Here is a 19,368-nt window from a genome sequence, read left to right on the forward strand (position 1 = left end):
GACAAAAAGGTCACATATTTTAAGTGTTTTACGTCATGTAACCTCACATATGATTCAATATGTATCTAAATAATCCAAATAAAGTAAACAAAATATACCCAAAACTCATGATCATAAATGACATGCGCCATACAGCGCGGAACATTCTTCCTCCGTCGATCTTTCCTTTTAGTCGATTTTGCGCACCTCCGATAAAACCAAGCGCTATTAGTATGAGTATTAATGTTAAATAAAATCCAAAGTTCGAATCAAATGTTAAGTTGAATAAAGCTGATACGGAGAATACCAGAAAAAATGTAGTAACGTCCATCGCTGTTGTCAGTGCGACTGATTTATTTTTCTTCCATACCATCATGCCCCAATACACAAGTACAAATGGAAAAAACGGTAATATACTTAATACGATAAAAAATCCCATTAACTCACTCCTTCTGATTGCATACCTTGGATCAAATGAAGAATCACTTCATGTGTAGGTACCTCCAGATTGAACTGCTGCGCCATTCTTATCATTGATCCATTAATTGATTCAACCTCTGTTGTGCGTTTATGTAGAACATCTGCAAGCATCGAAGATGTATTGGAAGCAGTATCACGACATACTCCTATGACCTGTTCCCACGAATCTCCTTCCAATTGTATACCCATAGCCTTATATACGGTTAACGTCTCATCGTATAACTGGCGCATGACCCTAACTCGTTCCTTCTTGTTAAGTAATTCACCATTAGGGATTCTCCATAGAGCTGTAAGTGGGTTAATGACCCCATTAATCAGCAATTTCCTGTATACCAGCTTATCGATTTCATTCGACACTGTACAGTCAAATCCTGCCTGTTGCATAACCTTCGCTAAAGCAATTATTTGTTCCTCACAATTTTCCCCATCCGTGGTTACGGCCAACGTCTCGCTAATACCCAGACTTGTTTCTCCCGAACCCGCCCGTTGCACTTGAGCCTCCTGTGTACGTTTCGCTCCCTCGGTTGTAATGGCACTATATATCAGTGAATATGGCAAAGCTTCCTTTAACTTCTCCAAGTGTCCTATACCATTTTGAAAACAAGCTATTTTTAGATGACGATTGTTCAAAGTATTGATCTGGTCGATAAACTCCTTCATATGGGTTTGCTTAATAGTAAGCAGTATCCAGTCTCCAGGTGCTTTGTTCCAAGTATCTGTCAGTTCCGTTGTCGGCCGAGCATCAATCTCATCTGGCTTGATATGTATCTCGCATAAATTGTCGATCATGATAATACCGTTTTTCTTGAGTTGATTAGCCTGCTCGGAAGTTCTAGTCCAGAATCGAACACGTTGGCCAGCTGCTTGTAGCTTTCCTCCAAACAATAGCCCTAACGAGCCCGCCCCCACAATATCTATAATCATCTTCATCCCTGCTTTCAAGTTCAATGTCTATCCGAATACGTTGTCCACGATTATTCTCTGCTATAGATCTTTCTCTTCTATAATAGAACAAATGAACACAACTAAAAACCCGTCATACCAGCCGCAAATAAAACGGAGGTGTGGCGGGCATGCTTTAGAATGTAACATTTAGATTCACATTTACTACTCAATACGTTCCAAATTTCCGTTAGCATCCATTTTGAACCTAGTCTTAAGTTCTTCTTCTTCCTCAGATAAAAAGGCAAGCCTGCGAGCCCGATCCATAATCTGGATCAATGCTTTGTAATCATCGTTCACAACACGATAATCGGTTTGGACCTCATTGACTTCCTTGGATAGTCGGTCGTTCTCACAACGCAGCTCCAGCAATTCATCTTCTTTCTCACGCAATTCCTTTTCCAACATTTTAAGTTGACGATTACTCTCCTGCACTGAACCTTTCCATTGCCGCAGAAAGCGAATCACTGCATCCATTGATAAGGACTCATCCGTCACACCATCGTTCTTGAAAATCCCTTCTTCTGCATCCAGTGTTGTTAGTGCAGCAACCTGTGGACCAAGCATAGCCGGTTGCTTTCTGAGATAACTCCGCTTCTGTCTCTGAGCTTTAGCATTGCTAATTGCTGATTCATACTTTTTGCGTACACAGCTATTCCATCGGAATCCACATGCGGCTGAAGTTCTGCCTATTTTTTCTCCTACCTCTTCAAAAGCAGCCAGTTGTGTACTACCTTCCCGAATATGACGCAATGTAACCTCAGCCAAAATCAAATCGTCCTCTGTACTCCAAGCATCCTGTCTCACTGCAGTCATGCTATAATACCCTCCTAACACCATCCTAAAATAACCGTCCCCATAACCGGTAAGCCGTTATGTGAATTAGGTATAAAAGTTGCTTTACTCATTCTTATGCCTCTCATAGAGTTCATAGAATTGATTTCATACTAAAATGTATTTCCACATTCAAGTTCCCTCATACGTAACATTTATAAATATCCCCACTGTAACCCTAATCCCTAAAAAAGAATTCGCTTTCATATCCAAATTTGTTTACACCTTTTTCCTTTCTCGGTATAATGTTGTGTAGACAATCTATGAACGTACATAGGAGAGGAGGATTTACCGTGGCACGCATGTTTCGAGTACTCGGGTTCTTCACGCTTGCGATCGGCCTGATGGCTTTTGCAGGAGATTTGGTCGAAATGGCTTTGCTTTTCTTCCTGCAGACTGCGTTTTTTGTTCTTTTGGGATACTTGAAGTTTACAGAACGCACGTATATATTGCTCTTCTGGGGCTATATGATCGTGACGTTCACAGGATTCAGTTACTGGACTGTATTTCAAATGGGACTGCCGCTTTAATCCGCTAGTAGCATCAAAGCAATCCGGCTCTTGTCGGATTGCTTTTTTGTTTCTTAGTTTACATATGAAGAAATCGGGTTTATTTAACCACTAAGGATATTTCACCTATCATTTTCATATATTGTCTGGACGAGTACTAATCTATATGATTATTTAAGGAAGAGAGAAAGGAGAATGGATGTGAAACATCGATATGGCTTAACAGCCATCTTGTTCATAGTATTACTGTTCGTCCAGCCTGCATCATCCTACATTTACGGAGAGCCTTCGCCCGAGGATACACAGGCCATTTTGCAAAAAACGTTATCTATTGTAGAGATTGATCATGAGATTGAACGAATTACTGCAAGACAAAAAGAACTCACCAAACAATATGAGACATTATCCGCTCAACTTCTGCAGCAGGAAAAGGAGATACATATCCAGCAAGATCGGGCCGGAGCTGTTGTAAGATCTTATTACACAGGAGAGCGTGACAGTCTGCTCATGTCCGTTCTTGGAGCAAGATCATTCAAAGACTTGTTTATTCTGTATGACTACTATCAGATCATTATTGGCAAAGACCAGGCTGTTCTGGACAAGTACCAGACTCGCTATGATGAATTGCAGCGGACGTCTGATCAAATTCGCAAAACCTCCATTGAACTTACGGAGATGAAAACCAACCTGCAGAATCAGCGAACACGAGTCGCATCACTGCAAAAGGAAATGGATGAACAAATAACTGCCAGCGGAAACGCGGCAGCTATTCAAAAATTAATGAATGAATTAACCCTGTACTGGGAGAACATTGGAATTTATGAGGTAAAACGTTACTTCAAAGCGCTAGCATCAGCCATGCAAAATCTGCCTGATTTCATTCAAAAGCAAAACGGCACGATAGCTACCACAGGAACCACATATACGATTCGCATTGGCCAGGACGAATTAAATACCTTCTTGCGTTCACAGAATGTACTCTTTGAAGACTTTGCATTTACATTTGATCAGGACAAAATTACAGCCTCGGGTCAGCGCGATCAGCTGCAATTGAGCATTGAAGGACATTATACGGTAGAGAATGAACCGCAAAATGCCATTCGTTTTCACGTAGATAAGCTCGTTTTTAATCAACTTGAACTACCAGATACAACCCGTAACATGCTGGAAAAGGAATTTGATCTCGGTTTTTATCCTCAAAAAATTATATCTTTTGTGAAAGCTACTGATGTTTCTACAGATGAAGGAATCTTGGAAGTTAAACTGGCTATCTCATTCTAGCGATTCGTCGCTTTTCTAATGCTGCTCACATACTGGGCAGCATTTATTTGTCCTCTCAGAAACTGCTTTACCTGCTTTTCAAAACGCATGACGATTTCCCTACTCTTCGCTGTTTGAACTGGATCGTAATCTTTGGAGAACCAGGATTGATTTTTGAACTTTTCATATAGAATTCCACTATCTTCAGCTACCTGCTTCGTTTCCGCTTTCCTTGCAGACAAGCGCTTCGTCTCGTCAAACCATTTTTTTCGAGTTGAAGCAGACAGCATTCCCTCAATCCATCGACTTGCCGCATCTGCCTCCACAGATCCTGATGTAATGACAAGACTTCTGGACTCTACTGCATGCAGTGGCTCCATAAGGTTGTCCGATACAAACCTATTCTGATTCCTCTGATCCCCAGCAGCCTCATCTTCTTGAAGGATACGAGACAACGTGGATACAAACATTGGGGTGCTCATTTTAACATTGGATGCAAACCCAACGGGATCTTCAGACAATGTCTTGATCTGAGGTTGAAGCTGGTTCAGCAAAGTGATCCCTTGCTGAAGTTCGTTAACCAGCGATGTGGGCTGTAATGTTATAATCTGGTCGGGACTCATTCCTAAAGGTAGACTACCCATCCATGCACTTGCTCCGAATATATCCTCTATATTCATCGAAATAAGTGAGAGACCCTCCATTTGGGATACCTTGATCACTTTAGACCATTGATCTTTATTTTGAGGCAAACCTTGCAAATCTGCCTTATTCAAAAAGGAAGCTGTTGCCCCCATAATATAAGGATCAAAATCAAAGGGCATACCCCATTGGTATCCATTCCATTCTGTCATGCCACGCAGTTCAATTATTGTATCTCCCAACGACTTAGAGAGCGCGGTGCCATTCAAAGGTACCAAATATCCCTTTTTGGCATAATACTGCACGTCATCACTATTCAATAAAATAATATCGCCATTCTCTCCCAATGCAAACTCCTGATCCAACACCTTTTTGTACTCTTCTGATTCTACATTTCGCAACTTCACTTGAATATAACGGGATGCGGCCACTTCTTCGGCTAATTTATGGAACGAATCAAACTCCTCTTTTGACATAGACACTGTCACATCTAAAGGAGCCCGTCTCTCATGGCTAAGAGAAGAGGCTCCGGGATATGTATCTTTTTCTGGATTCCGCTCTTGAGTATACTGCGAACCTCTAAAATCAAAACTGGGAGAAAGGATCGTTAGCGAAAGCAGCAGCACTGCAAATAGAACAATCTGATGTCTACGCTTCATTCACACTCCTCCTATGACTATGAAATGGTATTTTCCCGTAGCAATCATTGTAACAAATATATAGTGCTCCTGTCCTACCTTGCTAAAAAACACTTTTCTTGTATTTTGCATACTAAGAGCATATCTAGTTATGTATAATAACGTGTTTTTATTTTTTCAGCAAAAAAAGCCGACTTTTTCAGTCGGCTTTCATACAATCATTTTCCGGGAAATAAGTCTTGCATCATCAGGTTAAAAGCCTTATTACAACAAGTCTGCTGCAAGCTGTGCCAACTTGGATCGTTCTCCTTTTTCAAGCATAATGTGTCCACTGATTCCCTCCCGTTTGAAACGCTCCACAATATACGTTAATCCATTACTTGCAGAGTCCAGATACGGGTGGTCAATCTGTTCGGGATCTCCCATCAGAATAATTTTACTGCCTTCCCCTACTCGGGATACGATCGTTTTCACTTCATGACGCGACAAGTTTTGAGCTTCGTCAATAATGATGAATTGACCTGGGATGGATCTTCCACGGATATAGGTCAGTGCTTCCACTTGAATGCTACCAAGACCCATTAATATTTTATCAATATCTCCAGCCTTTTTTGTATCGAATAAAAATTCAAGATTATCATAGATGGGTTGCATCCATGGTCGAAGCTTTTCTTCCTTCTCACCCGGCAAATACCCGATATCCTTGCCCATTGGTACAACAGGCCGCGCAATCAATAGCTTTTTATATTTGTGGTCGTCTTCAACTTTCAACAGTCCTGCTGCGAGAGCAAGAAGTGTTTTGCCTGTGCCTGCCTTGCCTGTTATCGTTACAAGCGGAATATCATCGTTCAGCAAAAGTTCCAGCGCCATTCGTTGTTGTGCATTACGGGCGCTTATCCCCCAGACATTATCATTACTGAGGAACAGCGGCTCCAGCTTCGTACCTTCCATATTCACTTTGAGCAAAGCCGATTTGTTCGTACCCATTTCGTCTTTTAGAATGACAAACTCATTGGGATAGAGCGAGTAGGACAGCTGTAAAGGTTTGATCGGTAAAAAACGATATGTGTAAAACTCATCGATGACTGACGGATGAACTTTCAGCGCAGTATATCCAGGGTATAGCTCACTGAGTCCTGCCGTGCGATCCGATAAGTAATCCTGTGTGTTCAGTCCGAGTACATCCGCCTTAATTCGTACGAGAACGTCTTTACTAACAAGAACAACTTGCCGATTCACCACTTCTTTTTCGTTCTCTTCAATTTGGTAGTTCAGGGCGACCGCCAGAATACGATTGTCGTTAGATACTTCTCCAAACATCTCCTGAACCTTAACAAAGCTACGGTGATTGAGTTCAACTTTCAGATTACCTCCATTGGCAAGGGGGACACCACTGTGCAGATGCCCCAGTTCTCTGAGTCCATCTAGCAACCTAGAAACATTACGCGCGTTTCGGCCGATCTCATCGGCATTTCTTTTTTTAGAGTCAATTTCCTCCAGTACAACCGCGGGAATGATCACCTCATGTTCTTCAAAGGCAAATATGGCATTGGGGTCATGCAGAAGCACGTTGGTATCCAATACAAAAATCTTTTTCATTCAATCCCCTCCAAAGCGGCGTCGTTAAAGGCATGGGCTGGAACGTGGTCTCGGGAATGACGAAGGTGCTCTGTGTAAGCATTCCGTTTCCTACCATTCCCGAGTTCATCTAAATCGTGCAATGTTCAGCAGTGGCATGGACAATCATGCTCCCATACATAAATGTATTCGACTAGGGCAAAATAATTGTCAACCATTCTGAAAAACCCCAAGAAAGGATGAATACTTTTGAAAAAGATGATATGTACATTGCTTCTAATCTGCATACTTACTGGCTGTAATACCTCTACACGTAACGCTTCACAGGAACCGCATCAGATGCATCCTAGAAGTTACGGAGGAAACATGGCAACTCAGCAAGATGATCGAATGAATGCTTCGCGTATCGACCAATTCAACGAAAATACGGGCGAAGTACAGGATGTTGCGAATGGTACGGATCACGGTAGAATGTCCAATGAAAAACGAGTGAGTCATCTCAAAGCCCTTGCTAAGCATGTTGAAGGTGTAGAAGATGCTAATTGCATCATCCTCGGAAACACTGCTATCGTTGGTATCGATGTAGATGGAAATCTGGAACGGGCACGTGTTGGCATCATTAAATACTCCGTTGCAGAAGCCTTACGCAAAGATCCTGAGGGCGTAGATTCCATCGTTACCGCTGATGCAGACGTCTCCGAACGTATTAAAGAAATTGGTGAGCATATTCGCCAAGGACACCCAATATCCGGATTCGCTTCAGAACTCGCAGACATGGTAGGCAGAATCATTCCACAGCTTCCGAAAGACGTCAAAGTTCGCCAGAACCCGAATGAACCAGCTCAGGATCAATACATGCAACAACATACATCCGAAAAAAGACAACAAAAAGCCCAGTGATCTCTCACTAGGCTTTTTTTCATGGCTGAAAAGACTTGCTCATCGAGCTTCTCCGCAGCACGTTGATCATATATTTTGACAAATTGAGGCACGAAAGACAATTGAGCGCCATATAGCAACGCATTCTTAAACGCTTCAATCTTCATCTGCCTTTTGAATTGTTGTAGGAGAGTTTCTGTTAATTGTATGACGGCTTCGGACATTCAACGAGCCCCCTAACCTACTTTATGTGATTCTAGTCGATGTGATTATATCATACTGTCATGCCTGCATCCAATCCCCAAAATAAACTTCACGGTGTCGGGGACGAAGCTGTTACCTTGCCTGCCAGTGTATCTTGCAACGCTTGCTTGGCATTAGCAAGCTCTGTCTCATTAATATATACATAAGGACTTCTCCACTCCCCTGTAACCGGAGTAAAGTGAACATCTTCCGTGGAAATATTCCAATAGGTTGCGATAAAATTTTTCATTTGCTCGGATTCCACATCTGTGATCATGTTTTTATCTACCGCACTTATTACTTTGCCAATCTTGGTAATTCCACCGAGCGATTTCATCTGATCCAGCATTGCATTCATCACTTGGCTCTGCCTTTTATTTCGATCGAAATCGTTGGACTCATCCGTTTTGGGTTTACAATTGGACTTGCGATAACGAACAAAATCAAGGGCTTCTTTCCCGTCCAGATGTTGTGGACCCGCCTTCAGATTGATATCTGTATTGTCAGCCGTATCTCGGTAACACATGTTCTTATCCACCGTAACGTCAACTCCGCCCACGGCATTAATTGCGTCACGAAAGGCTTGGAAGTTGATCACTGTAGTATAATTGATATCTACACCCAGATACTTGCCCATCATTTCCTTCATCTGGTCCTCTGCCTTTTTGCCAGAAGTCTTTTCTTGTGTTTTGAATCGTGGATAATACGCATTTAATTTATTCGACTTATATCCATCTAGTTGAATACGTGTGTCACGTGGCAATGATACCACTGTTGCAGTCTTTGTGTTCGGATTAAGTGCCGCAACCATCACGACATCCGATAGAAATGTACCTGTTTCGGGACGATTATCCGTACCGAGCAGCAACATTGTAAGTGGTTTGGTTGAAGCCGACATACCTGGAGGAACAGGCTTGTCTATTCCCGTATTCGCGACTTGATTATATATCCAGTACAAATATCCTCCACCTACCAGAATACCAATCACAAGCAGACTAAGGAACATTTTAACCAACCCACGCATACGTTTCTTTTTCTTCGGCTGCTTTCCCTTGCTACTCTTTTTGCCTGAATGGATGGATGAATTAGAAACTTGTCTGCGTGGAGGCAATCCGTTTGAATTTGAGCTCATGTTCTCAACACCTTTATCACTTCTGTTTAGTCTATATATAACACAACCGCTTTCCCAAAGGAAAACGGATGTGTGGGTGCATAGACTGCATCATGAATTCCGAGCGGCAGCTTCCGCTTTTTTCTTTTGACGACCTTCAACATAATAACGAACGCGCACTAACAACATCAGACCTACAGCTACTAACAAACATTGAATGATAGGCAGCTTGTCGATCTGAAAAATAAGAAGCATGAACGTGCCCATCGCCATCAAAATATACAACACAATTTCCTTACCGATCGGCAATTTCTGACGTACCCGGAAGACCTTGTTATACACGTAAGTAATGAGTACAAAGATGACGATATAGGCGATGATCGGGTGTGATGCAAACCATGCTTGCATGTTAAGGCATCTCCTTTCATGATCATGCTGTACAACATTTAATTCATTGATGGGAATCAATTATGCACAATGAGATTCTAAGTCGCTCGTTCGACCGTTCCGGGTTCGGATCATTCTTTTGATCGCTGTTATCCCCGAATTTCTGTGAACACTCTATCAAGTGTTGAAATTCGGTGACAAAGGCGAGCGCTTCGCTTCTGCAGAATCGATTCCTCTCCCTCCACTACCTCTGGCGAGAGAGCGGAATCGTTCAATCGTGCAAATACATCCCCTTCAAACATTAACTGTTGTAGTTCTTAGGGTAGTGAGTTTTTACGCGTTATTCTGAGCCATTTTGCGTTGCTTTTCTGCACGCTCACGCTCGGATTTATTCAGGAGCTTCTTACGAAGACGAATAGATTTCGGCGTGATCTCACAGTATTCATCGTCGTTCAGATATTCAAGGGCCTGTTCCAGCGAGAAGATAATCGGCGTTTTGATTTTAACCGTATCATCTTTACCTGAAGAACGAACGTTAGAGAGTTGCTTTTCTTTACAGATGTTGACAACAATATCATTGTCTCGTGTATGCTCACCCACGATCATACCTTCGTAAATTTCTGTTCCAGGCTCAAGGAAGAGCGTGCCACGATCTTCAACACCCATCATTCCATAAAACGTAGATGTACCCGTTTCAGTTGAGATCAGTACCCCTTGGTGACGTCCACCTACTTGACCGGATACGACTGGAGCATAGCTGTCGAAAGCGTGGTTCATTGTACCGTATCCACGAGTCAATGTCAGGAAGTTTGTACTGTAACCGATGAGACCGCGTGCAGGGATCAGGAACTCCAAGCGCACTTGTCCGCTACCTGAGTTAACCATGTTCACCATTTCTGCTTTGCGCGCGCCCAAGCTTTCCATAACTGCGCCCATGCTCTCTTCCGGGATATCGATCATCAAACGCTCAACGGGTTCCATTCTTTTACCGTCAATCTCTTTTACGATAACTTCAGGTTTGGATACTTGAAGCTCATATCCTTCACGACGCATGTTCTCGATCAAGATACTAAGGTGAAGCTCACCACGACCAGAAACGATAAATGCATCTGGACTATCCGTTTCATCTACACGAAGAGATACATCTGTTTCAAGCTCTTTCATCAGACGCTCACGAATTTTACGGGAAGTAACCCATTTACCTTCACGACCTGCGAATGGACTATTGTTTACGAGGAATGTCATTTGCAGTGTTGGCTCATCAATTTTCAGAACCGGCAAAGCTTCAGGATTGTTCGGATCAGCGATCGTTTCACCGATGTTGATATCCTTAATCCCTGCAATCGCAACGATGTCACCTGCTCCAGCTTCTTCGGTCTCGATACGTTTCAGACCTTGGAAACCAAACAGTTTCTCGATACGAGCAGTTTTGCTTTTGCCATCACGCATAATAACAGTAACGGATTGGCCTTGACGAATTACGCCACGGTTCACACGACCGATTGCGATACGTCCGAGGTATTCATTGTAGTCCATCAGGGTAACGAGGAACTGAAGTGGCTCTTCCACGTTCTCTGTTGGATGAGGAATGTGACTTACAATTGTATCGTAGATTGCCATCATGTTGTCATCTTGTTTAGCCGGGTCATCTTCCATGCTGGACGTACCATTTAATGCGGAAGCATAAACGACTGGGAAGTCAAGTTGTTCATCATTTGCACCCAGTTCGATGAAAAGATCAAGCACTTCGTCAATAACCTCAGCCGGACGAGCCGAAGGACGGTCGATCTTATTTACAACAACAATTGGTGTCAGATTATACTCTAGCGCTTTACGAAGTACGAACTTCGTTTGTGGCATACAGCCTTCATAAGCATCAACTACGAGAACTACGCCGTCAACCATTTTCATGATACGTTCTACTTCTCCACCGAAGTCGGCGTGTCCTGGTGTATCCACGATGTTAATCAAATAGTCTTTATAAGTTATAGCCGTGTTTTTGGCCAAAATTGTAATACCGCGTTCACGTTCTAAATCGTTCGAGTCCATTACGCGCTCCTGTACCGTTTCGTGATCACGGTAAGTACCGGATTGCTGGAGCAACTTGTCGACGAGTGTTGTTTTACCGTGGTCGACGTGGGCAATAATCGCAATATTGCGAATGTGTTCTCTTGAATGCATGGTTTGTATCCATATCCTTTCCAATTTCAAAATTCATATCTACTGAACATCCCGCAATTTCGCAGTTTACTCACAAAATAAGCGTCGGTGATATCCCGACGCATGTCTATATCCCCTATATTATAGTTTATCATAGGTAAAAATCAAGATATTTCGTTCGAAATAGCTCAAGCCAGTTGCAGAGATATTTACCATCTCTTTCCTCGGCCTGGACGAGCTTGCCCGGTAAGCAACCAGATGCCACCCAGAATGAGGAGTACAGCGAGCACGTAGATGATTCCTGTCTGGAGCAGAGTAAACGCCAACAATACGATGGACACAGCCCCCAGGATGAGTGCGGCAGGATAGACAAATTCCGGTCTTCGGCGCTCAACCATACCATACCCTAATAAACCTGCGGCGATACCTAACAGAAGAAGTGGCCACAAGTTCCTCATGAGTCCAGCTCCCCATATGTTCGTTATGCTGAACAACACCCCATATACGGTGAGTATGCCCGCCGGTACTAAAGACCAGGACGGGGCAGTCCGAGCATAAAACAGTGCATAAAGAGCAATACCCGGTAGCAAAAGCAGAAGCGGCCAGAAGTTCCGGCCAATAAATCCAAAAACCCCTGATTTTCCAAGTAAAATCACAAAACCTGCAACTACAATAAATAGTCCGATAGCTCTCTCATTTTTCATCCTAGTCACCTCTTGTTTTCTCAGCTATGTAACTTCCAAAGTATGTGCTGACTCAAGCATTATACGAATTTTTGATACAAAATCGAGCTTTTACTACTATTTCTTCTAGTGTATCTGATGTTCCTCCAAAAAACTATACTTGATGTCGAAAATCAGCGCTTCTTTACTCGAGTAGAACAATACCTCACCTCCTGCATTATCCTGTATTTCCATGAATGAGAATAGATATAATTGAGGCAATAGCAGATGGATCCCACAATGGATTTTCATATGTCAAAAAAGTCCGCACCGATCGGTGGAACGCTGCAAAACCAATTGTGAGATAGGGTGCCTTAATGACACCCCTCGATTATTTTATATCGCAGAGTTCACATCTCATTTAAGCATTCCGGCGAACGAACCTGTGCGCTCCTCCTGCTGCAATGACCAAGCCAGCCATAGCTATGGGTAGCATCACGTGCGCTTCCGTTGCCATTCCTCCCAGCCATTCCCCGAGCTTGGGATCTTTCATTAACATCTCTCCTGCGGTAAAAGCCAGGATGCCTGATCCAACAAACACCAGAATGGGAAAACGCTTCAGCAGACCTACAATAAGGCCACTGCCCCATACAACGATGGGTATACTAATTGCAATACCAATGACAATCAAAGCCAAATCTCCATCCGCCAACGCAGCAATCGCTAACACATTGTCCAGACTCATTACAAAGTCCGCAACCAATATCGTTTGAATCGCTCTCCAGGTGGTAGACGCATTTCGAACTTGTACTTCATCGTCATTTTGAAGCAGTAATTTCATTGCGATCCAGAATAATAAAAGTCCACCCGCCGCTTGAATATACGGAATACCCAGTAGTAACACCGCCACAAAAGTAAGGATACAGCGTAAAATCACTGCACCGAAAGCGCCCCACCAGACTGCCTTTTGACGTTGAGCCGGAGGTAGATCCTTGCTCGCCAATGCGATAACGACGGCATTATCCCCACTTAGTACCAGATTAATCATTAAAATTTGCGTTAATAGCCATAGCGTATCCATCTCCTCATCCCCCTCATTCTAACTTGTATGTAAAAGATGTACATGCTATTCTTAATGATTGAAGAATATATAAGGAGTGACATAACGCCATGGAGCCGTTTAGTCCCACATTTTGGCTGGCTTTATTGAACATTGTTTTTATCGATCTGATCCTGGCTGGAGATAACGCAATTGTCATTGGCCTTGCCGCCAGAAACTTACACCCTGCTGTACAAAAAAAAGCTATTCTATATGGTACAGGCGGTGCTCTTCTCATTCGAATTGTGGCTACCATCATTGTATTATGGCTGCTAAAAGTACCTTGGCTCCTACTTGCAGGCGGTCTACTCCTGATCTGGATTGCCTACAAACTGTTAGCTGATCAGGAAGATGAGCATAATGATATTCAGGCTGGATCGTCGCTGTGGACCGCCGTCCGCACGATCATCATCGCAGATGCAGCCATGGGGCTCGATAATGTAATTGCCGTAGCCGGAGCTGCGCAGCAACATTTGGTACTTGTCATTCTCGGCCTATTGATTAGCGTCCCTATTATTGTCTGGGGCAGCACCTTGTTTATCAAACTCATTAATCGGTTTCCCTGGATTATCTATATTGGAGCGATTGTACTAGGTTACACCGCTTCGAACATGATTACCGAAGAACAACGGATCATGCCCTTTTTCAATGAGCATCCAGCCGTGCGCATTCTTTTTATCGCTGTGGTGATTTGCGGTATTGTCTTTGCGGGTTATCGTAAACGTTCTAGTAGTAAAAAGCAGAATAAACCGCAACACTCCTATTCGTAATGAATTCGGACATAGCCATCTTTCACATGTAAATACAAAAAGAACAGGACTGGCCGCCTTTACAGCGGTCAGTCCTGTTTTTATGTTTTATTAACATTCCATTTGTTATGTCTACCACTGCAATTGCAAGTTAGAACCAATCATCCTTCATCACACTATCTTCTGACTGTCCTGTCCGGATGGATGCTTCTCCAGCGTGCAATATGATCGTTTCAGTTTGCTCTACCGCCTTCTCCAGCCATACCGGCAGATGACTCATCGTCGCTTCAATTTTATCTACAATTCGCAGATTTGGGTTGGTTGACGGTGATTTGGGAACAAACAAAGTACAACAGTCTTCATAAGGCAAAATGGAGATATCATACGTACCAATCTGCTTGGAAATCGAAATAATTTCCTGCTTGTCCATCATCACCAATGGTCTGAGCAACGGTAGATCTGTGGCTCTCCCAATGACATTCATACTTGGCAGGGTCTGACTTGCGACCTGACCCAAACTATCTCCCGTAATCAGTGCAAGTGCACGCTCGCGTTCTGCCAGTTTGGTCGCTATCCGTAACATGGAACGCCGCATCAGTGTAATGATCAGATTGTCTTGCCCTAACTGAGTGAATGCAGTCTGAATCTCTGTAAATGGAACAAGATGTAACTTAATGGTACCCGCATGATCAGCAAGAGCACGGGCTAGATCAATCACCTTCTCTTTTGCACGCTGACTTGTAAACGGATAACTGTAAAAATGAACACACTCTACTTCCAATCCGCGGCGCATGGAGGACCATGCGGCTACCGGACTGTCTATCCCTCCAGATAAGAGTACCATCGCCTTGCCATTTGTCCCCAGTGGGAATCCACCTACGGCAGGAATAACCTCACTAAAAATATAAGTGCCTTGTTCGCGTATTTCTACACGCAATTCGATATCAGGCTCACGCACGTCTACTTTCAGTTGTTGGAACTTGCGCAGTATAGGTGAGCCGACCAAATGATTCGTTTCATGAGAGGAATGCGGAAACGCCTTCCAGACCCGGCGTGCATTAACCTTGAAGGTCGTCATCTCACCAAATTCGCCGGCACGTTCATCCATGAACGCAACCGCTGTTTGTACAATCTCATCTATCTCGGACGGCGTTACTTTTACTGGACTGATAGACATTACACCAAATACACGTTTCAATACGGGAATCAGCTGTGTATGGGATTCACCACCAAGATCTACGTAGACCCGGCCATATTCTTTACGCAAGCTTGCCCCTGGATAGGGCTTAATCAGCGCTTTAACTTGAGTAATAATGGTTTTCTCAAAACGTGCTCGGTTTTTTCCTTTTAACATAAACTCTCCGAAACGGAGCAGAAGCATATCATATTTCAACATTTAGTTTACATCCGCCTTTCGAGTGGCCGTAGCTGTGCCACCATCTGTTGAAGCGCTTTTTCCAATATCGCTACGTCTTCTTCTGTATGTTCATCACCAAAACTTATTCGCAAACCTCCAGCAGCACAAGCTTCATCTCTCCCCATGGCTAGTAACACCCGGCTGGGTTCAGCCGAACGCGAAGAACAAGCAGACTGGGTTGATACGGTACACCCAAGTTGTTCCAGTGTATGCAGTGCCACTTCAGCTTTCATGCCTGGATAGGAAAAATGCACAATATGTGGTGCTCCTTCTTTGGTGCTGTTAAGTTGTAGCTCAGGAATAGAAGAAATTGTATCCATGACTCGGTCTCGGAGTATACGTATACTCTTTGTAAAATCACTCTGTCTCTCTCCCGCAATGCGCATCGCCTTAGCCATGCCAACGATCAAAGCCACATTCTCGGTACCCGCCCTAAAATTGTGTTCTTGCGAACCTCCTGACAGAAGCGGGGTAATCTCTACGCCGCTTCGTACATAAAGTAACCCTGCTCCTTTAGGTCCCCTGATCTTATGAGCAGACAAACTGTATAAATCCGCTCTCCATTGAGCTGGTGAGACGGGTAATTTTCCGAAACCCTGAACACCATCAACGTGGAAAAGGACACGCGGTGCCTTTTGTTTAAGCTGCTTGCCAATCTCACCTACCGGATTGACAGCCCCAGTCTCGTTGTTTACATGCATTAGACTGACAAGCACGGTATCCGAGCGGACAGCACTGATTACCTGATCAACAGAAACAACACCTCTCGAATCGACAGGGATCCAGGTTACATCCCATCCCCACTGTTGTAGCTGCAATACACTTTCATACACAGAAGCATGCTCTGCCGCCGTGGTTATGATGTGTTTCCCTCGTGAGCAATATCGGAGTACGGTCCCCTTAATCGCAAGATTGTTACTCTCTGTTGCACCGGATGTGAATACGATCTCATCCGGCTTCACACCGATGGCAGTAGCACAGCCTGCTCGGGCCCGGCGAAGTAACTGATTCGCACGTTCACCATATCCATGAATGGACGAAGCATTTCCGAATTGGGTTTCCATAATCTCTGCCATTGTGCGAATCACATCCGGATACGGAGGTGTCGTTGCTGCATAATCAAAATATTTCAAAACGAGGTGCACCTTCCTTATCTGTTCGTTCATTAACACTATAAAGAGCATTGTACCACGATCTATGTACAACACAAAAAGACCAATCAAAAGCAGTACGTACATACCCTGCATTTGCATTGGATCTCTTTGCCCACTAATAGATATGAACTTTTTAACGGAATGAAACTAAAGAATGCTTATACTTGACCTAATAAACACATTATTATGAAGTGGCTATATCAGCTATCTTCTTAAATTGCATATTTGGAACGAGCACGTTCCACTTTAGCAATATAGTTCTGTGTTTCAACAGGTAGCAGATGCAGCATGCTCATCAGCTCATGATCACTTGTTACACCGAGTCTGGATACCCGTCCTGGGCCGGCATTATATGCAGCCAAAGCCATCTTTTCCTGTCCACCAAAACGCTGGAGTTGGAGCGCCAAATATTTGGTTCCTGCGTCAATATTCTGAGCTGGGTCAAAAGAATCGCTCACACCAAGTCCTGCCGCTGTACCATCCATTAACTGCATCAGACCCTTGGCTCCTGCTGAAGAGACAACTTTGGGATTAAAACCGGATTCGGTATCAATAACCGCTTTGATTAAAGATTCCGGTACGCCATATTTAATGCTGGCTTGCGAGATTAATGAATCATAATCCGTAGGTAACGTCGTGCCCGAATCAGCTTGTACCGTACTTGTCAGAGACTGCAAAGATGTCAGACGATCTGCTTCAGAAGAGCTCACCGAAGTCAAATCCGGGCTGTAGGTACTACCGAGCTGTAACCACAATAAGCCATCGTTTGATCTTTTGGAGATAGGATATTGATTTACTGCTTCATTTGGACTTGATGTACCGTTGCTGTTTAACAGCCCATCAATGACTTCTGAAAAGCCAGTCGTCGAGCCAGCTTGTACACTCGAACCACTCGTTTGGTTGTTAATATTGGATAACTGCAGCTCCAGTAACTGCCGCGAACTATTTGGATCTATCTGCATGTGCTACGCTCACTCCCGTTTCATTCAACCTTGATGACTTTATTCTACATTGTTTTACACGCAGGTTCCATCATTTTCATAAAAAATAGCTGAATAGACATTCCAATATTCGTTAATGCGAAAAAAAACCTCCTGTTATCACCACGGTCTGGTGAGCACAGAAGGTTGCATCAAAATGAGAAGGGTTTCACATCATTTTACATTCTTTTATTTTTAACGTGCAAAGGGGAGCATAAAAAAGTAACTAAGTGTAGCAACAATACCAAGACCAATCGCCCAGGCCCCTGCCGTTTTACGGCCATTTACATAAGCATAATAACCTAGCACTGCCGCAGCCGGACCAAGCACGATGGACCACATGAACAAGGAAGCGATACCAAAAGCAAGCCCCGTATAACCTGCAACACGACCTGTAGAGCCCATTACACTATCTGCCTCGTGTTTCTCAGGAATTTCCCGGGAACTTGTACGCTCCGTCTCCCTGCTCCGAACAGTTGCTTGTGGCGCCACCTCAGCTCCATACTCTTCACGGTATGCTTTTCTCGGATAATCTACACGCTGGCGTTGGTGATCTTCCTTGGCCTCTGTGTTATAACGGTCCAACCCTTTGTCTTGAATATCATCATTTTTCATGTGAAAGCACCTCCGTTAATAATTGGATGACTGCTTATTTAGGTCTAAATGTGTGGCAGCAAGTGGCAGAAGAGGTGCGGGCATGATCACGATGATCGGAGTCAAACGTCTCACCGGCAAACTCCTCATGCAAACGACGGGTAGCGTGTTGGTCAATGTCAATCATGATAGCATCGGCTTGGCAAAAGTTGTTTTCTCCCCAAAAGTGACAGTTGGAGATGCTGCATTTGACAATTGGTTTGTCATGGCTCATTTTTTATCACCTCGATACCTATTGTTACCCCTGCACAAATCCGATATTCTCCGCTTAAATGCCAGATGATAACATGTCCCTTTTGAACCCCTGTACAACGGTCATTCTGATTTTAAGATAAAAAAAACCGCCACTTGGGCGGTTAATGTTTTACGTATAATTAAGCATGATTACGTTGGTTTTGCATACGGCGCTGAGTAAGGTAATCACTCTCGTAGTATGCCAGATCATCGCGCAGTTCTTCATACGTTTTGGATATCTCTAGAATCACATCACGAACGGAACGAATTGGTTTGTCACGGAAACGAATTGCATCCTGACCTGTGTAAGCATATCTTCCGTCTTCGGAATAACACTCATTTTTGGGATAGAAAAAGCTGTTTACACTTTGGTGATACGTATTATAAAGAGCCTTTTCGGCAAATTCGACATCAAAGTTGGCACGACGCAGCACAACGCCAAGTTTTTCGTAAGAAACTTCAGAAAAAACGAGCAAATGACGTAGATCAGAAAGAAATCCTTTGTAAAAGGCAGTTGATTCATCTGTCTGGTTCTGATCCAATTCAGGTAAAGTATTTTCATTCAAAAACTTCTCGATTCGATCGATTGCCGGTTTTAATTTTTCCCTGGTTGACTCACATATTTTTTGTACATTGGCTGCTGACATAAAGGTAGCTCCCCCTTAGATAAGTCCTTACATATTCACGTATAGTTCGGTTAATATAGCTCACTTTTTGACATTTGAATTCTCAGATATAATCCTATCATAAAAAGTTGACGAGCGGTATCCCTTGATT

The 19,368-nt window shown here is 43.4% G+C and carries 20 protein-coding genes; 4 read left to right on the forward strand and 16 right to left on the reverse strand.

Features of this window, described 5'->3' with window-relative positions; translation table 11 throughout:
- Positions 1–43 precede the first annotated feature (43 nt).
- The 3 genes from PQG66_RS10675 to PQG66_RS10685 form a co-directional block, all read right to left on the reverse strand.
- Positions 44–418, reverse strand: coding sequence for a DUF3397 domain-containing protein (locus tag PQG66_RS10675; RefSeq protein WP_272037652.1), 375 nt, complete (start codon positions 416–418; stop codon positions 44–46).
- A complete protein-coding gene (locus PQG66_RS10680) occupies positions 418–1,407 on the reverse strand; it encodes a ketopantoate reductase family protein (protein ID WP_272037653.1) in 990 nt (329 codons plus the stop codon). The genes PQG66_RS10675 and PQG66_RS10680 overlap by 1 nt, the downstream gene beginning before the upstream one ends.
- Positions 1,408–1,566: 159 nt before the next feature.
- The gene (locus PQG66_RS10685; protein ID WP_272037654.1) at positions 1,567–2,217 is read right to left on the reverse strand and encodes an RsfA family transcriptional regulator; all 651 of its coding nucleotides are present in this window, start codon (positions 2,215–2,217) and stop codon (positions 1,567–1,569) included.
- Positions 2,218–2,528: 311 nt separating this feature from the next.
- Between PQG66_RS10685 and PQG66_RS10690 the strand changes: the two genes are divergently transcribed.
- Both PQG66_RS10690 and PQG66_RS10695 read left to right on the forward strand, forming a co-directional pair.
- The gene (locus tag PQG66_RS10690; RefSeq protein ID WP_090923772.1) at positions 2,529–2,765 is read left to right on the forward strand and encodes a DUF2626 domain-containing protein; all 237 of its coding nucleotides are present in this window, start codon (positions 2,529–2,531) and stop codon (positions 2,763–2,765) included.
- A 180-nt stretch (positions 2,766–2,945) separates the two neighbouring features.
- Positions 2,946–4,025 (forward strand): hypothetical protein, encoded by a 1,080-nt coding sequence (locus PQG66_RS10695; RefSeq protein WP_442955075.1) that lies wholly within the window; start codon positions 2,946–2,948, stop codon positions 4,023–4,025.
- Here PQG66_RS10695 and PQG66_RS10700 read toward each other — a convergent pair.
- Both PQG66_RS10700 and PQG66_RS10705 read right to left on the reverse strand, forming a co-directional pair.
- A complete protein-coding gene (locus PQG66_RS10700; RefSeq protein WP_272037656.1) occupies positions 4,022–5,305 on the reverse strand; it encodes an extracellular solute-binding protein in 1,284 nt (427 codons plus the stop codon). The genes PQG66_RS10695 and PQG66_RS10700 overlap by 4 nt on opposite strands.
- A 243-nt stretch (positions 5,306–5,548) precedes the next feature.
- Complete coding sequence (locus PQG66_RS10705; RefSeq protein ID WP_272037657.1) at positions 5,549–6,883, reverse strand: PhoH family protein; 1,335 nt, start codon at positions 6,881–6,883, stop codon at positions 5,549–5,551.
- 237 nt (positions 6,884–7,120) lie between these two features.
- Between PQG66_RS10705 and PQG66_RS10710 the strand changes: the two genes are divergently transcribed.
- Entirely contained in the window at positions 7,121–7,762 is a 642-nt protein-coding gene (locus PQG66_RS10710) for a YhcN/YlaJ family sporulation lipoprotein (protein ID WP_272038140.1), read from the forward strand.
- 292 nt (positions 7,763–8,054) lie between these two features.
- On the opposite strand, the gene PQG66_RS10715 is transcribed toward PQG66_RS10710, so the two are convergent.
- From PQG66_RS10715 to PQG66_RS10735, 5 genes are all read right to left on the reverse strand, one after another.
- Positions 8,055–9,116: an LCP family protein gene (locus PQG66_RS10715; protein WP_272037658.1), complete on the reverse strand. Its 1,062-nt coding sequence runs from the start codon at positions 9,114–9,116 to the stop codon at positions 8,055–8,057.
- Between the two features lie 90 nt (positions 9,117–9,206).
- Complete coding sequence (locus PQG66_RS10720; RefSeq protein ID WP_272037659.1) at positions 9,207–9,503, reverse strand: YlaH-like family protein; 297 nt, start codon at positions 9,501–9,503, stop codon at positions 9,207–9,209.
- Between the two features lie 312 nt (positions 9,504–9,815).
- A complete protein-coding gene (gene typA, locus PQG66_RS10725) occupies positions 9,816–11,663 on the reverse strand; it encodes a translational GTPase TypA (protein WP_272037660.1) in 1,848 nt (615 codons plus the stop codon).
- Between the two features lie 188 nt (positions 11,664–11,851).
- The gene (locus PQG66_RS10730; protein ID WP_272037661.1) at positions 11,852–12,346 is read right to left on the reverse strand and encodes a hypothetical protein; all 495 of its coding nucleotides are present in this window, start codon (positions 12,344–12,346) and stop codon (positions 11,852–11,854) included.
- A 379-nt stretch (positions 12,347–12,725) separates the two neighbouring features.
- Positions 12,726–13,385 (reverse strand): TerC family protein, encoded by a 660-nt coding sequence (locus PQG66_RS10735; protein ID WP_272037662.1) that lies wholly within the window; start codon positions 13,383–13,385, stop codon positions 12,726–12,728.
- Between the two features lie 89 nt (positions 13,386–13,474).
- Between PQG66_RS10735 and PQG66_RS10740 the strand changes: the two genes are divergently transcribed.
- Complete coding sequence (locus PQG66_RS10740; protein WP_272037663.1) at positions 13,475–14,173, forward strand: TerC family protein; 699 nt, start codon at positions 13,475–13,477, stop codon at positions 14,171–14,173.
- 130 nt (positions 14,174–14,303) lie between these two features.
- On the opposite strand, the gene thiI is transcribed toward PQG66_RS10740, so the two are convergent.
- The 6 genes from thiI to PQG66_RS10770 all read right to left on the reverse strand — a co-directional run bounded on the left by thiI (position 14,304) and on the right by PQG66_RS10770 (position 19,238).
- Positions 14,304–15,545 (reverse strand): tRNA uracil 4-sulfurtransferase ThiI, encoded by a 1,242-nt coding sequence (thiI, locus tag PQG66_RS10745; RefSeq protein WP_272038141.1) that lies wholly within the window; start codon positions 15,543–15,545, stop codon positions 14,304–14,306.
- Positions 15,546–15,553: 8 nt separating this feature from the next.
- On the reverse strand, positions 15,554–16,702 hold the full coding sequence (locus PQG66_RS10750) for a cysteine desulfurase family protein (RefSeq protein ID WP_272037664.1): 1,149 nt from the start codon (positions 16,700–16,702) through the stop codon (positions 15,554–15,556).
- 233 nt (positions 16,703–16,935) lie between these two features.
- Positions 16,936–17,685: a lytic transglycosylase domain-containing protein gene (locus PQG66_RS10755; protein ID WP_272037665.1), complete on the reverse strand. Its 750-nt coding sequence runs from the start codon at positions 17,683–17,685 to the stop codon at positions 16,936–16,938.
- 213 nt (positions 17,686–17,898) lie between these two features.
- Positions 17,899–18,318: a hypothetical protein gene (locus PQG66_RS10760; protein WP_272037666.1), complete on the reverse strand. Its 420-nt coding sequence runs from the start codon at positions 18,316–18,318 to the stop codon at positions 17,899–17,901.
- A gap of 34 nt (positions 18,319–18,352) precedes the next feature.
- Positions 18,353–18,571: a DUF1540 domain-containing protein gene (locus PQG66_RS10765; RefSeq protein WP_272037667.1), complete on the reverse strand. Its 219-nt coding sequence runs from the start codon at positions 18,569–18,571 to the stop codon at positions 18,353–18,355.
- Positions 18,572–18,731: 160 nt separating this feature from the next.
- Positions 18,732–19,238, reverse strand: coding sequence for a YpuI family protein (locus PQG66_RS10770; protein ID WP_272037668.1), 507 nt, complete (start codon positions 19,236–19,238; stop codon positions 18,732–18,734).
- Between the last annotated feature and the right edge of the window lie 130 nt (positions 19,239–19,368).

It is taken from the genome of Paenibacillus sp. JJ-100 (genome assembly GCF_948329825.1).
GTDB lineage: Bacteria > Bacillota > Bacilli > Paenibacillales > Paenibacillaceae > Paenibacillus.